At 49.5% G+C, this 15,980-nt stretch carries 13 protein-coding genes; 3 read left to right on the top strand and 10 right to left on the bottom strand.

The features are described from left to right. Positions 1 to 141 precede the first annotated feature (141 nt). Genes ACQY33_RS02535 through ACQY33_RS02520 form a run of 4 tightly spaced genes read right to left on the bottom strand, consistent with a single transcriptional unit; the run spans position 142 to position 3,338 of the window. The gene (locus ACQY33_RS02535) at positions 142 to 1,164 is read right to left on the bottom strand and encodes an AI-2E family transporter (RefSeq protein ID WP_428073614.1); all 1,023 of its coding nucleotides are present in this window, start codon (positions 1,162 to 1,164) and stop codon (positions 142 to 144) included. Beyond that, the gene (locus ACQY33_RS02530; protein WP_428073612.1) at positions 1,165 to 1,677 is read right to left on the bottom strand and encodes a hypothetical protein; all 513 of its coding nucleotides are present in this window, start codon (positions 1,675 to 1,677) and stop codon (positions 1,165 to 1,167) included. Continuing rightward, a complete protein-coding gene (locus ACQY33_RS02525) occupies positions 1,674 to 2,432 on the bottom strand; it encodes a sensor histidine kinase (RefSeq protein ID WP_428073610.1) in 759 nt (252 codons plus the stop codon). The genes ACQY33_RS02530 and ACQY33_RS02525 overlap by 4 nt, the downstream gene beginning before the upstream one ends. Before the next feature lie 9 nt (positions 2,433 to 2,441). Next, complete coding sequence (locus tag ACQY33_RS02520; protein WP_428073608.1) at positions 2,442 to 3,338, bottom strand: hypothetical protein; 897 nt, start codon at positions 3,336 to 3,338, stop codon at positions 2,442 to 2,444. A gap of 103 nt (positions 3,339 to 3,441) precedes the next feature. On the opposite strand from ACQY33_RS02520, the gene ACQY33_RS02515 reads away from it, so the two are divergent. Then, positions 3,442 to 4,665 carry a metallophosphoesterase gene (locus ACQY33_RS02515; protein WP_428073606.1) on the top strand — a complete coding sequence of 408 codons (1,224 nt, stop codon included), beginning with the start codon at positions 3,442 to 3,444 and terminating at the stop codon, positions 4,663 to 4,665. 247 nt (positions 4,666 to 4,912) lie between these two features. Here ACQY33_RS02515 and rlmB read toward each other — a convergent pair whose 3' ends face one another. From rlmB to ispH, 3 genes are read right to left on the bottom strand one after another with little or no spacing between them, the layout of a single operon-like run. Continuing rightward, positions 4,913 to 5,662 carry a 23S rRNA (guanosine(2251)-2'-O)-methyltransferase RlmB gene (rlmB, locus tag ACQY33_RS02510; protein ID WP_428073604.1) on the bottom strand — a complete coding sequence of 250 codons (750 nt, stop codon included), beginning with the start codon at positions 5,660 to 5,662 and terminating at the stop codon, positions 4,913 to 4,915. A 9-nt stretch (positions 5,663 to 5,671) separates the two neighbouring features. Next, positions 5,672 to 6,772 (bottom strand): 6-phosphofructokinase, encoded by a 1,101-nt coding sequence (locus tag ACQY33_RS02505; RefSeq protein WP_428073602.1) that lies wholly within the window; start codon positions 6,770 to 6,772, stop codon positions 5,672 to 5,674. Between the two features lie 18 nt (positions 6,773 to 6,790). Beyond that, positions 6,791 to 8,482, bottom strand: a complete 1,692-nt coding sequence (gene ispH / locus ACQY33_RS02500; protein ID WP_428073600.1) for a 4-hydroxy-3-methylbut-2-enyl diphosphate reductase — start codon at positions 8,480 to 8,482, stop codon at positions 6,791 to 6,793. A gap of 64 nt (positions 8,483 to 8,546) precedes the next feature. Between ispH and ACQY33_RS02495 the strand changes: the two genes are divergently transcribed. Beyond that, positions 8,547 to 10,613, top strand: a complete 2,067-nt coding sequence (locus ACQY33_RS02495) for a M3 family metallopeptidase (protein WP_428073598.1) — start codon at positions 8,547 to 8,549, stop codon at positions 10,611 to 10,613. Between the two features lie 43 nt (positions 10,614 to 10,656). On the opposite strand, the gene ACQY33_RS02490 is transcribed toward ACQY33_RS02495, so the two are convergent. Next, entirely contained in the window at positions 10,657 to 11,529 is an 873-nt protein-coding gene (locus ACQY33_RS02490; RefSeq protein ID WP_428073596.1) for a hypothetical protein, read from the bottom strand. 74 nt (positions 11,530 to 11,603) lie between these two features. On the opposite strand from ACQY33_RS02490, the gene ACQY33_RS02485 reads away from it, so the two are divergent. Beyond that, complete coding sequence (locus ACQY33_RS02485; RefSeq protein ID WP_428073594.1) at positions 11,604 to 12,011, top strand: DUF4156 domain-containing protein; 408 nt, start codon at positions 11,604 to 11,606, stop codon at positions 12,009 to 12,011. 63 nt (positions 12,012 to 12,074) lie between these two features. On the opposite strand, the gene ACQY33_RS02480 is transcribed toward ACQY33_RS02485, so the two are convergent. Both ACQY33_RS02480 and ACQY33_RS02475 read right to left on the bottom strand, forming a co-directional pair. After that, positions 12,075 to 14,444, bottom strand: a complete 2,370-nt coding sequence (locus ACQY33_RS02480) for a sodium-translocating pyrophosphatase (RefSeq protein ID WP_428073592.1) — start codon at positions 14,442 to 14,444, stop codon at positions 12,075 to 12,077. Positions 14,445 to 14,565: 121 nt separating this feature from the next. Continuing rightward, entirely contained in the window at positions 14,566 to 15,888 is a 1,323-nt protein-coding gene (locus tag ACQY33_RS02475) for a hypothetical protein (protein WP_428073590.1), read from the bottom strand. Between the last annotated feature and the right edge of the window lie 92 nt (positions 15,889 to 15,980).

Here is a 15,980-nt window from a genome sequence, read left to right as displayed (position 1 = left end):
ATACAACCAGCAAGTGAGGCGCGCCGTTTTTATACAATCTACCGGATAAGGTTTAGGGAAATTCCCCATTTTACTGGAGGGGCGGGTTATGTATGGCTTTTTATTCTATATAAAAATCCCCGGCGGGCGCCGGGGATAACTTTAGTGGGGAAGCCTTCCCGCCAGCAGCTCCGCTACGGGGCGGGTGTGTTTTATTTTCCCCAAAATAATTTTAACGGACGCCGTAATGGGCACGGATAAAAACGCGCCCGGAACGCCCCAAACCAAGCTCCAAAAGATTAAAGAAGCAATAACCACGGCGGGGTGTAAATCCATCCCGTCCCCCAGGAAACGGGGTTCAACAAGGTTTCCAATAATAAACTCCGTGGCAGTTAACAACCCTACTATTAGAAACAAATGTCCGCCAAACCCAAATTGTAAAAATAAGACCGGCACCGGTAACAATACGCCGATAATGGAACCCACACTGGGGATAAAATTAAGCAGAAACGCAAATAAAGCAAACAGCAGGGCCAGTTTTACTTTAAAGGCCAGTAAGATAATGGCAATAATAATCCCGGTGGAAAGAGAAGTGATTAGCTTTACAGATAAATAAACTGATACGTTAGACAGCATTTCTTTAATTGTTTCATTGGTAATGGGAGGGGTTTTTTTGCTGCCCAGCAAAAAGAAAATCATAAACAACAGTATCAGGGTGGCGTTGGATACTACGGAGAATAATTTACCCCCAAAGTTTTTAAGCCAATTAAATAAAGGCAAGTCCCTTAGCGCGGTGATAACGGAAGTTTGGTCAATTTCTATGCCGTGGTGTTGAAGGCGGGTTAAAATATCTTGCGCTGTGCCTAGCAAATTTTCTTTATATACTTCCGCCCCTTTTAAGAAATCCCCGATAGAATTGACGGTAAACAAAATAATGGCGGCAAACAACGCTAAAAAAACCAATATGGAAAAGCTTACCGCCAACCACTTGGGAAAAGAAAGTTTATGGCGCAGGAGATTGGTCATTTGTATCAGAATAGTGTATAAAAAGATGGATATAACCAACGGAATAAGCACCGCTTTTGTATACACCAGCATGGCGGTAACAATGCCCGCGGCAATAATGGTCAGGCAAATGGTGCTGGTTTTTTGGTAATAGTAAAGAGGTTTTTCTTTGTTAAACATTTATAGCCTCCGGTAACGTTCCGCGTTTTTGGCAATTTCCCGCGCCAGAAATAAGACTTTGTCCGTAATATTATTAACGGCAGTCGCGCAGGAAGTTAACAACCATACATTTAATTTTTGCGCCGTATAACCTTGATATAAACGGTAAAAGCGGTGGTATTCCGTGGTAAATTCATCACACATACGGGAAAGTGTTTTTGCTTTGTTGTTAAATCCTTTTGCGGGCAGGGCCATGTCGGCGCCGTAATCGTTCTTGGTCCAAGAACGGGCTTGGGCGCGTATTTGGGCCCAGGCCGCTTCTTGCTTGTCCGTATTTGTGCGCAAGTTTTGGCAGAAGCTGTTAAATTCCTCCGCAAAGGACGCGTCCCGCACGTCCATATTTTTATGGAGTTGGGCCGATATTTGTTCCAGCCGGCGGTAAAATTCCGCCAGCAGGCGGGCGTCAGCGGTTAGCTGGCCGCGCAGCGCTTCACATTGAGTGGTGGCTTCTTGTATGCAGTCTAAAGAGTTCATTGTATGGGCAGCGTAACGGTGAAAATAGAACCTAGGCCCCGGTCTGACACGACATTTACCGTTCCTCCATGCAATTCCGCCCCGTTTTTTAGCATGGGCAGGCCCAAACCCCAGCCGTTTATTTGGCCGGTAAAATAGTCATCCACTTGGTAAAAAGGATCAAAAATGCGGTTTACGTCCTGCGGGCGTATGCCGGCGCCGTAATCGCGCACGGATATGGAAACCGTATCTCCGTGGTTGGCGCATTGCAGTTTAATGATTTTTTCCATTTTATTATTAAATTTAATGGCATTATCCAGCATTTCTTCCAGCATGGCTTTTAATATTTCTTTATCGGCGTGCACGCTTAAACGTTCGGAACAGTCAATTTCTATATAGGTTCCGCGTTTGGCGGCCGGCTCGGAGGCAGCAGGCGCCGGGGCGGCGGAATCGTCATCTTTGGCGATAGCGCGGGAAGCGCATTCTTTTACCAAAGTTTTTAAATTGATGTCCGTTTTCTTTAAGTCTGCGGGTTTCATGGCGGATATTTTATTGTAGTTTAACAGCTTGTCCACCAATTCCGCCATTTTGCCGCCTTGTTTATTTATTTCTTCCAGGGCTTTGGAAGTAAAGGGGGAAAATTTTTCTTTTCCCGCTTGAGACAAAATGGCTTCTGAATACCCGTTAATAATGGATAACGGGGTTTTTAATTTATGCGATACCAGCGATAAAATTTTGTTGGAAGCGTCTTTTTCTTTAAAATCTTTTTCGCTCATAATATTATCCTAGAAAGAGGTTCCTAAGCCTAAATAAAAGATGTCTCTTTTATTTTTGTGGCTGGTGGTTTCTATATGGTTGTAAGCCATGTCAAAAAATACGTTTTTCACAAGAGGGAACGAATTGCCGATAATAAAAGAGTGGTCCGGGTCGGCCGTGTAGTTTTCGGTAAAAGAATAGCCGATATATAATGTGGAGCCAGACTCCGCCCACATACGTACAAAGCGCCCGCCTAAAGCGTATTTGCGCAAATCACGCGTAATGTCCAAGGTTTGCAGAGCCACTAAATCTTGTTGGTTTAATACTCCGCGAAAAGCGGTAACTCCGGTAATCCCGTCTGGATATTGAAACGCCGCCCCGGTGGCTTCCAACCGGTACGCCCGGAACAGGCTGTGGCTTAACTGTAAGAAATACGCCGCTTGGGCATAGTCTGTATTTTCCGGCGCGGCATCTTTAGTAAACAAAGTGCCTTGCTGCCGCGCATAGCTGGCGCCCAGACGCGCGCGGGTGTAAATGTCGTTTACTTGGTCATTTTCCATTAACATGGTTAATGCGAAAGTACCCCCGTAGGCATAGGCGTCTTGATAGGAGGGGTTATCGGCATTGTGTTCAAAATAGTAAAAAGGGGTCAGCTCAATGTCTAATAACTCAAACTGAAAGAGCAATGGAAGATAGACGGAATAAATAGGGTCTTTCAAACGGCCGAAAGAATAATCCCGCATATCTTTCACATAACGCGCCACCAAACCGGCCCGTGTATTATAAGTAGGCGCCACGGATAAGGAAGCCATCGCCTGGTTCTTATCGGAAGACCATAAGTAAGACGCTCTTGCGTCCAATGTTTTTGCCTGTACCATAAAAGCAGGCAAGGTGATTAAGGTTAAAAGTAAAAATAATTTTCTCATACTATTAATTTAGCAAAATTTAAGTTAGCCCGCGCGGGTTTTTTAATATACTTTTATTAACTAGCTTATAGCGGGGTATATTTTTAGTAAAATAAATAAAGATATGAGAAAAACCGTTTTTACTTTTTTTGCAGTATGTGCGGCCTTGTTGCCTGCCGCCGCGGCGCAGCTTGTGCGCGGCCCGTATATAGAAGACCCTACCCAAAGCACCATGGTCTTGCGTTGGCAGACGGATGAGGATACTCCTTCTTGGCTGGAGTACGGCCCCGTACCGCGCTGCAACCAGCTGATGACGATTACCCCGTCTTCCACCTCCCACAAAGCCATTTTGTACGGTTTGGTGCCCAATCAGGATTATTGTTACCGTTTGTATGTATACAACCAAGCCAAAGACGGAGTGCAGGTGCCGTTGGAGGGGAGTTTCCGCACATTATTCTCTCCGGAGCGCAAAGAGGTAAAATTCTTGGCGTTGGGCAATACGGGCGCCCCTCAGCCGGTGGCGGGGGAAGACGGCATTATCCCGCCGGATTTTGCCGCCGAAGCCCGCCGCGCCTTGGCGGCCCGCATGAAAGAAAAAAAGGCCGATTTTTTTATTCATACCGGCAACATCACGCACAGCGGTTTAAATGCAGACGCCGACCGGGAATTCTTCACCCCGTTTAAAGAGGTGTTGGCTCGCAACCCATTGCTTGTAGCGCTGGGGCCGAATGAATACGGACCGGACCGCGCGCAACAAAGCAGTAAATCTTTCCTGCGCGCCAATTATTCCAATTTTCACAGCATGAGCTGGGGTACCGGCACTCCCAAATATTATACGTTTGATACCGCCAATGCCCGTTTTATTTTTCTAGACGCCAATGCCATATACGGCGCGGTGTGGGCGCCCAGCTTGGAAGAGGATTCCGCCCAAATGAAATGGCTGAAAACGGCGCTTACTTCCAATGTGGAAGGAAAATGGAAGATAGTGGTAATTAACGCCCCATTGTATTCCACCGGGCCGATTACGCCTAATAATGAGGCCGCTTCCAAATTAATTAAACTGTTTGAAAATTATAAAGTGAATTTGGTCTTACAGGGTAATTCCCCCAATTACGAGCGCACCTTCCCCATGTTTCGCGGGGAGCCGAACGTACGCGGGGTAACCTATGTTACCTTGGGGGCCGCCGGGCTGGAGCCTCAAAAACGTATAACGGGGGATTCTTCCACCGCGCGCTACGTGGCGGCCTATCATTATGCATTGGGGGAAATTGTTGACCGCAAATTAACCCTCAAGGTGTTTGACCAGACGGATAACCAAATAGACACCATAGATATTTATTTGCGTTAACCTTTTTTGAATACAAATACGGTTAAAAGCGGAGAATTTAAAACCTCCGCTTTTTTGTGCTAAAAACCGCACTTTCTGCTTTTAAGCCCAGAGCGTTTTGTTATATTTACGCAGACTGGCTGGGGATATTTTTTATCGCTCTCGCCGGGAAAAACGTTTATGGGTATGGCGGTAGGAGGGGAGAACAGATCCGGAATAAAAAATCCCCGTTTTACGCAAACGGGGATGAAATGAAGTTTTAGCGGTATTATTTTTTTAGCTGTACTTTAGCCATCATATCGTACATGATAATGCTGGCCGCGGCGGAAGCGTTTAAGCTTTCCACCCCGCCTTTTTGCGGAATGGATATGATTTGGTCGCAATTTTCGGCCGTTTTTTCCCGTATGCCAAATCCTTCGCTTCCAATTACCAGCACGGCGGGGGAGGCATAGTCCGTTTCGGTAATGGATTGGCCTTCCATATCTGCCCCATATACCCAGAAACCTTCTTCTTTCAGGTCAATTAATGCGGTGTTTAAGTTGGCCACTTCCACAATATTGATGTTTTCAATCGCGCCGCAGGCCACACGGTATACCGCCGGCGTAATGCCCACGGTGCGCCGCTGGGGCAAAATAATGGTGGAAAAGCCCAAACACGCCGCACTGCGGATAATGGCCCCCAGGTTTTGCGGGTCCGTCATTTCATCCACGGCCAGCCACAGGTCTTTTTTATTTCCGTCTGACTCATACAGCGCGGTGGAAAGTTTCATTAATTTAATGGGCTGGATTTTAGCCAGCACGCCTTGGTGGTTGGCGCCGTGGGTCAGCTTATCCAGTACGCGGGGTTCTATGCGGTCCACTTTTACGTTATTGCGTTTGGCTAAACGGATGATTTCTTCCACTTGGCGGTGCCCGGCTTTCCCGTCGGTCACAAACAACTGGGTGACGTTGCGCTTTTTGCTGCGCAGCGCTTCCATAACCGGGTGAATGCCGTAAATAATGTCTAAAGCTTCGTTCATTTTTTCTCCTTAGCCGATATCAGCCGAGCCAAAACTCATGCCCACTTCCAGCGCGGCTTTTACTTCTTCCCCGTGGGGATCAACGCGTTTTAATTTGGAAATCGCATCCGCGATTTTTACTTCCTGCATTTGGAACGCCCGCAGGCTGGCCATATAACCAAATTTTCCTTCTAATACCATATCCAGCGCTTTGGTGCCGTACAGGGTGGAAAGCCAACGGTCAAAAGCGGTGGGAGTGCCCCCGCGCTGGGTGTGCCCTAGTACGCAGGCGCGGGATTCTATTTTGGTTTTTTCTTCAATCATTTGGCTTAATTTGTATGCGATTCCACCCAAGCGTACCGGGTCCGTGCTGCCGGCTACAGTGCGGGTGACGGCTTGCTCGCCCGCTTCGTTTTTGGCTCCTTCCGCCGCTACCACAATGCTGAATGTCTTGCCGCGGCTGCGGCGTTCTAAAATATAGTTGGCGATAACGTCGTCATTATACGGGATTTCCGGTATAAGCACAATATCCCCGCCGCCCGCAATGGCGGAGCGCAGCGCTATCCACCCGGCGTAACGGCCCATGGTCTCCACAATCATCACGCGGTGGTGGCTTTGGGCCGTGGTGTGCAGGCGGTCTATGGCTTCGGTTGCGATAGAAAGGGCGGAATCAAACCCGAATGTTTGATCCGTGGCGGACAAGTCATTATCAATGGTTTTGGGTACGGCCACAATGGGCATACCCAAATCTACAAATTGCTGGGACATATGCAGCGTGCCGTCCCCGCCGATGGTGATCAGCGCGTCCAGCTGGTTTTCTTTAAAATTATGCAAGGCCGCGCCGGACAAATCCACCGGGTTTTCGGCCGAGCCAAACGGCGCCAACGTATATTTAAAAGGGTTGGCGATGTTGCTGCTTCCCAAAATGGTTCCGCCTAAGGTTAAAATGCCGGAAACCAAATCATTATTGATGTGTATAAACTCGTTGCGTACCAGGCCGTCAAAACCGTTTTTAAAGCCCAATACTTCAATGCCGTGCTGTAGCGCGTTTTTGCTTACGGCGCGCACTACGGCGTTTAAGCCGGGGCAGTCTCCGCCGGCGGTCAGAATACCAATCTTTTTAATCGTCATTTTTACCCCTTATATCTGTTAAAATAATTTGGTCAGGTAACAAAACAGCCATAAGATAAAGAATTGGCCGTCAATTAAAGTTTCTTGCTTTATATTGCGGGCCGTAACATGGCTATAATAATATATTACAATAAAAACCGTGTATACGTTCCCAATAAGAAGCATACCCGTCAGCAGCGGTTTCCACGGCATGAACCACAAAGCGGCCAGCGCGCCGGTAAGCGCGGTTAAAATAAACGTAACGGCCCATTTGGTGGCGGCCATGCCAAATGCTTTGTAGAAGCTTTCTTTGCCCACCATTAAATCTTTATTGGCGGAAGAAAACCCCAGCGTAACCGAGCGCGTAAACACCAACAGCCCCGCATAGAATACGGCCAAATACGCCGCTTTATGAAAGGGCATTCCATGCGCATAGGCGGGCAGCCAGGCGCAGGCAAACGCCCAGCCCAGCGCGGTGGCAACGTCTTTGGTACCGGGGAAAGAAGCTATCTTGGAGTGCAGTATATGCCTAAACGGGTAAAAAATCCCCGCCGCTAAAAAGACGGAAGCCAACAGCAACACCTGCCAACCGGTAAAGGCCGATAATACCAACGCCCCGGCGCAGGCGGTAAAACCCAAGATGTAAGACAAGTTTCTCACGCGGGTGGGGGCTTGTTCCGCTGCGTGGTTGACGGAAGTTAACCCAAACACAAACAACCACGCAAACCATAATAACTTCCAGTCCGTGCGCACCCCTTGTAATTTCATACATACATAGGCCAAAGCCATCGCCGCGAAGGCGGTGTAAAAAGAGTATTTTACAAAGAACTTCCACCCGTTATAAAAGAAAGTGGGCAAAGAAAAACGGTTGTGTGTCTGGCGGGTTTGGCGCACCCAGTTGGCCACTTTGTCTATCACCCAGTTGGGGGTGGAGGCCCCGGCCGTAATAAATATTTGTTTGGCGCGCAGCACTTGTTCGGGCTGCAGTTCTCTTTCGGTTTCTATGTGCAGCACCTGCGGGGCCAACCCGCGGCACAACAGGGCCAGGCGCGCGGTGTTTGCGCTGTGTTTGCCGCCCACCACAATGACCAAATCCGCGTTTTTAGCCAGTTCCACCGTTTCTTTTTGGCGGTCTTTGGTGGGTTGGCAGATGGTATTGGATATTTGGCATTCGTCCGCTTTGTCTTTAATAATTTGGGCGGTCTGATAAAAAACACTTTCTTTTTGCGTGGTTTGGGATACTACGTTTACTTTTTTAAAATGGGGGAGTTTTTGGGCTTCTTCCGGGCCGGATACCACGGTGCCTCGCCCTTGGGTATAACCCAACAGGCCGATTACTTCCGCGTGTCCTCCGTCCCCCACAATCACGGTATCATAGCCTTGTTTGGCGTATTGGGAGATAACGTCATGCGCTCGTTTTACCAGCGGGCAAGTGGCGTCCACCACTTCCATGCCGCAGGATTCAATTTCCTGTTGAAACTGCGGCGTAATTCCGTGCGCGCGGATAACCAATACGCCGGATTTGTCTTGCGCTTCCTGCGGTTTGTCTATGGAAGTAATCTGCTTGGCGGCCAGCATATCGGTCACTTGTTTGTTGTGTATCAGCGGACCAATGGTGTAAATGGGTTTTTTGCCGGCGGCTTCCAGCTCCAGCACTTTATCTATAGCGCGTTTTACGCCGGGGCAGAACCCAGCGCTTTTGGCTACGATAACGTCTTGTTCTTTATCCATATATATATTATAGGAAATTACGCGTTTAGGCAGGGAACGGTTCCAGATTTTCTATAATAACAATATGAATAAATTTTTTACAGGTTTGGCAGCCGTTGCGCTGCCCTGCGCCGCTTTTGCCGGCGCTTATGGCGATATGTTCCGGGACGGGCATCTTCGCTTTGATTATACCCCGCAGGAGATCGCTTCTTTGGAGGAGTGCGCTTCTGAAGAATTGGAAAAGAATTTGGCCGCGTTAACGGCGGTGCCTGCTTCCCGGCGGGATTTTAATAATACCGTACTGGCGCTGGAAACTGCCTATACGCAGTACTGGTTTGTGCCTAAAAATTTGTCTTTATTGGCTTATTTTCATAAAGACGCTGATGTGCGTGAAGCCGCTGCCCGGTTGGAAACCATAGGGAGCAAAAAGAAAGCGGAAATCTTTTCCCGCCGGGACGTATACCGCGCGTTAAAAGAGTACGCCCAGACCAATCCAAAATTAGAGCACGAAGAAGCCCGCCTGCTTGCCAAATGGCTGGAGCGCTATGAGCGGGCCGGCATGTCTTTAAGCGACGCCAAATTAAAAAAATATTTAAAACTAAATGATGAGCGTCTGGAGAAAATTACCCGCTATAATGTGAATTTAAATAATTATAAGGATGAGATGCTCCTCTCCCTAGAGCAGTTAAAAGGGATGGGGGAAACCTATATAAACCGTTTATCCCGCGCGGAGGACGGGCGCTACATTGTCACGCTGAAATATCCGGACTATAACCCCTTTATGGCAAACGCGCAGGACGACGCCGCCCGCAAAGAGCTGCAAGCCAAGTTTGCCCGCCGCGGCGGAAAAGAAAATGTAAAACTGTTAGAGGACACCTTGGTTTTGCGCCGCAAACAGGCGGCTTTGCTGGGGTATAAACAATATCCGGATTTTGTGCTTCCCGTGCGTATGGCAAAAACGCAGGAAAATTTGCGCGCTTTCTTGCAGGATTTACAAACGCAAATCACCCCGCTGGCCCAAGCGGAAATGCAGGAGTATCTAGCCCTTAAAAACAAAGTGGAAGGAACGGACAGCCGCCAGCTGACCGGTTGGGAACTGGGGTATTGGGCAAACCAATATAAAAAAGCCTATTACCAAGTGGATGATGAAAAAATAAAAGAGTACTTCCCCGCGCAAAAAGTAATAGACGGCATGTTTGAAATTTTTGGCGGGATTTTCGGCCTGGCTTTTGAAAAAGCGGACCTGCCCGTTTGGCACCCGGACGTGCAAGCCTGGCTGGTTAAAGACGCTTCCACCCGGGAAATCATTTCTTATTTTTATATGGATTTATACCCGCGCGACGGCAAATACACCCACGCGGCCACCTGGTCTTTTGTGGACCGCTTCCAACTGCCGGACGGAAGCTATCAAATCCCGTCAGTGGTGATTGCCGCTAATTTTTCCCCGGCGGCAAACGGGGTTCCTTCGTTATTGGGGCACGGAGAGGTGGAAACCTTATTTCATGAATTTGGGCACGTGCTGCAAATGTCTTTGGCTACATCCAAATATGCCAGCTTAACGGGGGACAATGTAGCCTGGGATTATATAGAAACCCATTCCCAATTGCTGGAAAACTGGGCCTGGCAGCCGCAGGTGCTTAAGCGGATATCCGCCCACTATAAAACCGGCCAGCCTATACCGGACGAGCTGATAAGCGCTATGGTTAAGTCCCGCCACGCGGGGGAAGCCACCGCTTTCTTGCGGCAGAATTTTTTGGGACAGTTTGATTTGGAAGCCCATGCCAAAAACCGCCGGGTAAATACCACCAAACTCTATGCCAAAATGATGAAAGACATTACCGGCATAGAAATGACCGAAGACACCTACCCGCAAGCCAGTTTTGCGCATATTATGTCTTTGACTGACCCCTACGACGTGGGGTATTATGTGTACGCCTGGTCTTTGGTGATTGCGAAGGATATCTTCTCCCAGTTTGAAGCGCAAGGCCTGTTTAACCAGGAGCTGGGTTCCAAGCTCCGCGCGTATATTTATACACCCGGCACCGTGTATGATGAAAATGAGATGGTGGAGAAGTTTTTGGGCCGCCCGTATAGTAACCGGGCTTTCTTAAAAAGTTTGGGTGTTAACATCCCGGACGGTGAGAAAAAATAATTCTGTTCTTTGTTATTAAAAACCCCGGTTAACCCGGGGTTTTTTAATGAGGGAAATTTTTTAATATAAGCCACCCTACCACCGGGATAGCTAACAGCAGCACCAGTAAAATAATTCCCCAAAAGCCGCGCAAACTGGCGCTTCCGTGGGTACGGGCAATTTCTTTGGGGCACATAACGGAAAGCATGGCTTGGGCTTTGGCGTTAAATTCTTCGTCAGACAACGGCGCCTTGGGCTTTGGGGCCGCCTTTATGGCGGCGTTTATGGTGGCTGAGCCGGGTTTGTCTAAATTAATCATGGTGTTGCCAAATTCCGCCAGAAGCTGGGCGGCCCGGCAGTGGAAATTTTCCAATTCTTTTATTGTTTGCAGGCAGTTTTCATGATATAAAAAGGCATTGTCGTTCACTTCCAGGTAAATGTTGTCCCGGGTTTTTAACAAGCCTTTTAAATAGGGGGTAAAAAGCAGGCCGGCCGCCTGGTTGGGCGCGCTGATGTGGTAATTGCGGTCAATTTCCGGGATATTGGTTTTTACCGTCATGTATTGGGAAGCGTAAAAAGGGGAGCCCAGCGGCGCTATTTTTAATATGGGAAAACTGCGGTTTCTAAATTCAGCCGCAAACAAGGTTACACAAACGGGTTTTGCGTTGGGGGTCTCGTCTTTGTAAATTTCGGCGTCAGCCAAGCGCATAAAGGCCAAGTTGTCCATAAACGTCATTACGTGGCGAAATAAGGGAAAATATTCTTTTAATATTTCCAGCTTCCCGGCGCTTAGCGGGGTGGTTAGGGAACTGCGGTGCCGGTCAAATTGGGCGTGGTTGCGCTTGGCGTAGCGGCGCATGCGGGCGGAGCGGGTGTTGCCCAGCAGGATAAGCCCCGTTACCAGCGCAAGGAAAGACGTGAAAATGATAAGCCCCATAACTTGACCTCTTTTATCCATATTATCAAAAACATTTGGGTATTTGCTATAATTTTGGCAGAAAAAGGAGGAATATGAAAAAAGTTTTTTATTTGTTTTTGCTGGCCGTGTTTGCCGGCGCGTGCGCCGGGTTGGAACAGGCGGCTCAAGAAGAAGCCGCTTCTTTAACGCAAGCTTCCGTTACGCAAGCCGGCGCCAACGTGCGTCTGGTTATGCAGAAACCCGCTGAAAATTGCGTGTTTAAAGGGGGTATTTTGGGGGATGCCAACCCGACTGCCTCGGGCTGGCTGCGCGGGGAGACGGATTTGTCCGCCCAAGTAGCGGCGGATTTGCGCAATAATGCCGCCAATATGGGGGGAAACACCGTTTGGGTGAAAGGCGCCAGCTGGCATAACACGGATATTTCTTATGATTACAACAGCCCCTTTGTAGTCAATAACGTGGAATACAGCGCCCTGGTGTATGATTGTCCGGCCCATTAAATCTGCGTATTGTAAAAATAAAAAACCCCGCTTAACAAGCGGGGTTTTTGTTTGTTGTTAAACTTATTTTTTAGCAGTTAAGTCCTGCGCGGGTTTTTTGCTGGATAAAATAGCCCAACTCAGTACCGCTAACAGCACAATAACCACTAACCAACCCACTTTGCCAAGCGGGGTGAAATCATTGTGGTAGTTTACCACAATGGGCGCCACGATAACGGCCACCATGTTTACCACTTTAATCAGCGGGTTTACGGCGGGGCCGGCGGTGTCTTTTAAGGGGTCACCCACGGTGTCGCCCACCACGCTGGCTTTGTGGCGTTCGGACCCTTTGCCGGTGTTGGCGGCAATATCGCCGGGTTCGTCTTCCACCACTTTTTTGGCGTTATCCCACGCGCCGCCGGCGTTGGACATAAACACCGCCAGCAGCTGCCCGGATATGATAATACCCGCCAGGAAACCGCCCAAGGCTTCCACCCCAAAGGCAAGCCCCACCACAATGGGGGACACAATGCCCAGCACGGCCAGTACAATTAATTCTTTTTGTGCGGCCACGGTGGAAATGTTTACGGCGTTGGTATAATCGGGTTTGGCTTTTCCTTCCAATACCCCTCCTTTAAACTGGCGGCGTACTTCTTCCACAATCAGCGCCGCCGCGCGGCTTACCGCGTTAATGGCAAAGGAAGAGAACAGCCACGGCAGCGCGCCGCCGATGAGCATGCCCACAAATACCGTCGGGTCAGACACAACAATGCCCACCTGGGATAAAAGCGTAAGGGCTTTGCCTTCCCCGGCTTGGGCCCAAGCGTCGTTAAGCAATTTTTGTACGTTGCTTACGTCCACCATATAAGAGGCAAACAAAGCCACCGCCGCAATAACGGCCGAGCCGATAGCCACCCCTTTGGTAATGGCTTTGGTGGTGTTGCCCACGCCGTCCAAATCCGCCATGATTTGGCGGGCTTTTTTGGTTTCTTCGTCATCTTTGCCGTGCCAGGCCATTTCGCCAATGCCGTTGGCGTTGTCGGCAATCGGGCCGAAGGAGTCCATCGCCACGTTGTTGCCGGTTAAGGTCAGCATGCCGATACCGGTCATAGCCACGCCGTAGAGGATAAAGGTGAATTTCTCCGCCGCGGCCAAGCCGTCAATGGTGCCGAAAATCATAACGGACAGGAAAATAGAGCCCGCAATGACCAAGGTGCTCCACACGGCCGATTCAAACCCTACCGCAATACCGGAAAGAATGGTGGTGGCGGAACCGGTGGCGGTGGATTTTTTAATTTCCTGCACGGGTTTTTTATCCGTCCCTGTGAAGTATTCGGTCAAGCGGTCTATGGTGATGGCTAAAATAATGCCGATGGTGGTGGCGGCGAAAGGTCTCCACCAGCCGCCGGGCACTTCGGTCATATAATAGTAAGCCAGTACGCCGAAAATAGCCACGGAGATAACGGCGGAAATGGTATAGCCTTTAAAGATAGCCTTCATGGCGTTGCCGGCAGAGCGTTTGGAATCTTTTACCGCGTAGGTGCCGATGATGGAGCACAACACCCCAATGCCGCGCACCAAAAGCGGGTAAACAATCCATTCGTGGTGGCCGGTAATTCTCCATAAAGAAATACCTAAGATTAAGCCGGAAACGATGGTCACTTCGTAAGATTCAAAAATATCTGCGGCCATACCGGCGCAGTCACCCACGTTGTCGCCCACTAAGTCAGCCACTACGGCGGGGTTGCGGGGGTCGTCTTCCGGAATACCGGCTTCCACTTTGCCTACGAGGTCAGCCCCTACGTCAGCCGCTTTGGTGTAAATGCCGCCGCCTACGCGCATAAACAGCGCCAGCAGCGTGCCGCCAAAGCCAAAGCCCAGCAAGGCGTCCGGCGCGGCAATGCCGAAAATGATAAAAATAATGGTACCGCCAAACAAGCCCAAACCGTCGGTCAACATACCGGTTACGGTACCCGCGCGGTAAGCGATTTTTAACGCGTCCCCAAAGCTGCGTTTGGAAGCGGCCGCCACGCGTACGTTAGCGTCCACCGCAATACGCATACCAAACTGGCCCACTAATAAGGAAAACACCGCGCCTAAAATAAAAGCGCCCGCGCGGCCGAAAGCGGCAATCAGTTTGACTTTTTCGGGGGATAACCCGGCAAAGCGTTCCATAGAATCGGCCGATACGGGCACAATGTATACGGACAGGAACAAACAAACCGTCAGCAACCCGATCAGCGGCAATATGGTTTTTAATTGTCTTTTCAGGTAGGCGTTAGCGCCTTCCCGTATGGCGCCCCATACTTTTTGCATTTCGGGGGTGCCGGCGTCCTCGTGCAGTACTTGTCTGCGCAGGAACCAAGCGTACAAAAGCCCTAACACCGCGATAAACAAAACGCCAAAAAGGGCATATTGTTCAAACGGTCTCAGGGCCGCAATTCCATACCACATAGCTTCTCCTTTTAAATATGATGAAGTAACACTCCTACCTCTTTATTATAATAAAAAAATAGTTTTCGGCGTATAGTTCCTAAGCCGGGGAAGGAAAAAGAAGTTTTATTGTAAATTTGGCTTAAAACGCGCCGCCAAACACAAAAGCGGTTTGGTGGCTGCCGTCCGTTAAGTTATGGGTGTAGTTAATCCCCACCGGGAAGGGGAAACGCCACAGTTTGTAAGAAAGCGTAGCCCCTGCCCCGCTGTGGTTGAGGTAACGTCCTGCGCGGTAGACGTAGGCCGTTTCATAAAAGGGGGCCAAAGACAAAAGCCCCGTATTGTTGCGAAGCAGATAATACACAAACCCTGCGCTGGCTCCGGCGCCGCGCTGCCCGCGGAGTTGGCGGTCATAGCGGCCTTGGCCGCTTAGCAAATCAGTGGATAAAATCTCATCGCTGAAATGCGCTTGAAACGCGTTTTGGGCTTTTATTTCCAACGCCAGTAAATGCCGGGTTTTAAATTCAGCCAGCCAGGTGGCCTGCATGCCCAGTTTAGAGATGCGATAATCGCTGGCGGACCAGGAACCGCCGTCCGTATAAAATAATTTCCCGGCGTGGCCAAAGCGTGTTTTGGGCAGGTCCGTCAGGCTTTTTTTCTTGTCCGTCAGCCCGTAGCCAGACAGGGCCCCCATGTTGGCGCCTTTGCGGATATTGTCGCTTATTTGCAGGCCGGCGGTTAGGGTGTTGTGGGCGCCCGGGTCCAGCCGGATGAGGGAAGAGTCCGCGTATTGGTAGCGCGCCAGTTCCGGGCGCAAAAAGAGGCTTAGGTCCGGCGTTAACTCGCGCGTGTAGCTGAAGGTAAAACTTTCTTTGCGGGTGTGTACTTGGGCCAGCAGGTCTTGGGTGTATTCACCTTCGTCGTCTGAGGTGGAAAAGACGCCAAAAGTATTGCTCCAATCATTTTTATAGAAGCGCTGGTTCGTATTTATTTTGCTGTAACCGGCGTAAAAACTGTGTTTGCCAAGGGCGGTGCCGGCGTTTACGGTGAATCCGTCTTGGCTGACACCGCCAAAGAAGAAAGACATTTCCCCTTGTTTAAATAAATTCCCCGCCGCCAAAGACAAAGCCGCCACGCTTTTCCCGCCGCCTGAGGCAAACGCCAGCGGAAAGATAAAGTAACCGTCTTCGGCGGATATGTTGATGTCCAGTTTGTTATCCGGGCGGGGGGTAAGGGTAAAATCCAGCTTTTTAAAAACGCGCATGTCGTGCAGTTCGTCTTGGGCGCGGTCATACGCTTGGGCGGTAAAACGGTCCCCCGGTTTGAGGGGAAAACGCTCCAAAAGCACCTTAGGGTTCATGCGGGTGGTTTGGGCTTGCACCCGGGAGATGATTTTTCCGTCTTGGTTTTGGGCGCACAAAGGGGAAGCGCAGAAAAAGAAGAGAAGAAAGAAAAACTTTTTCATAACTTATTTAAATTATATCTTTTTATATTCGGCGCTCCCAGCCGTTGTATAGCGGGGAAATACTAACCCTTAAAATTTTTTATTTTTGGGTT

It is taken from the genome of Candidatus Avelusimicrobium aviculae, assembly GCF_949292495.1.
GTDB lineage: Bacteria > Elusimicrobiota > Elusimicrobia > Elusimicrobiales > Elusimicrobiaceae > Avelusimicrobium > Avelusimicrobium aviculae.
Note: the sequence above shows the minus strand (reverse complement) of the source record. Positions and strands in the feature narration are given on the sequence as shown.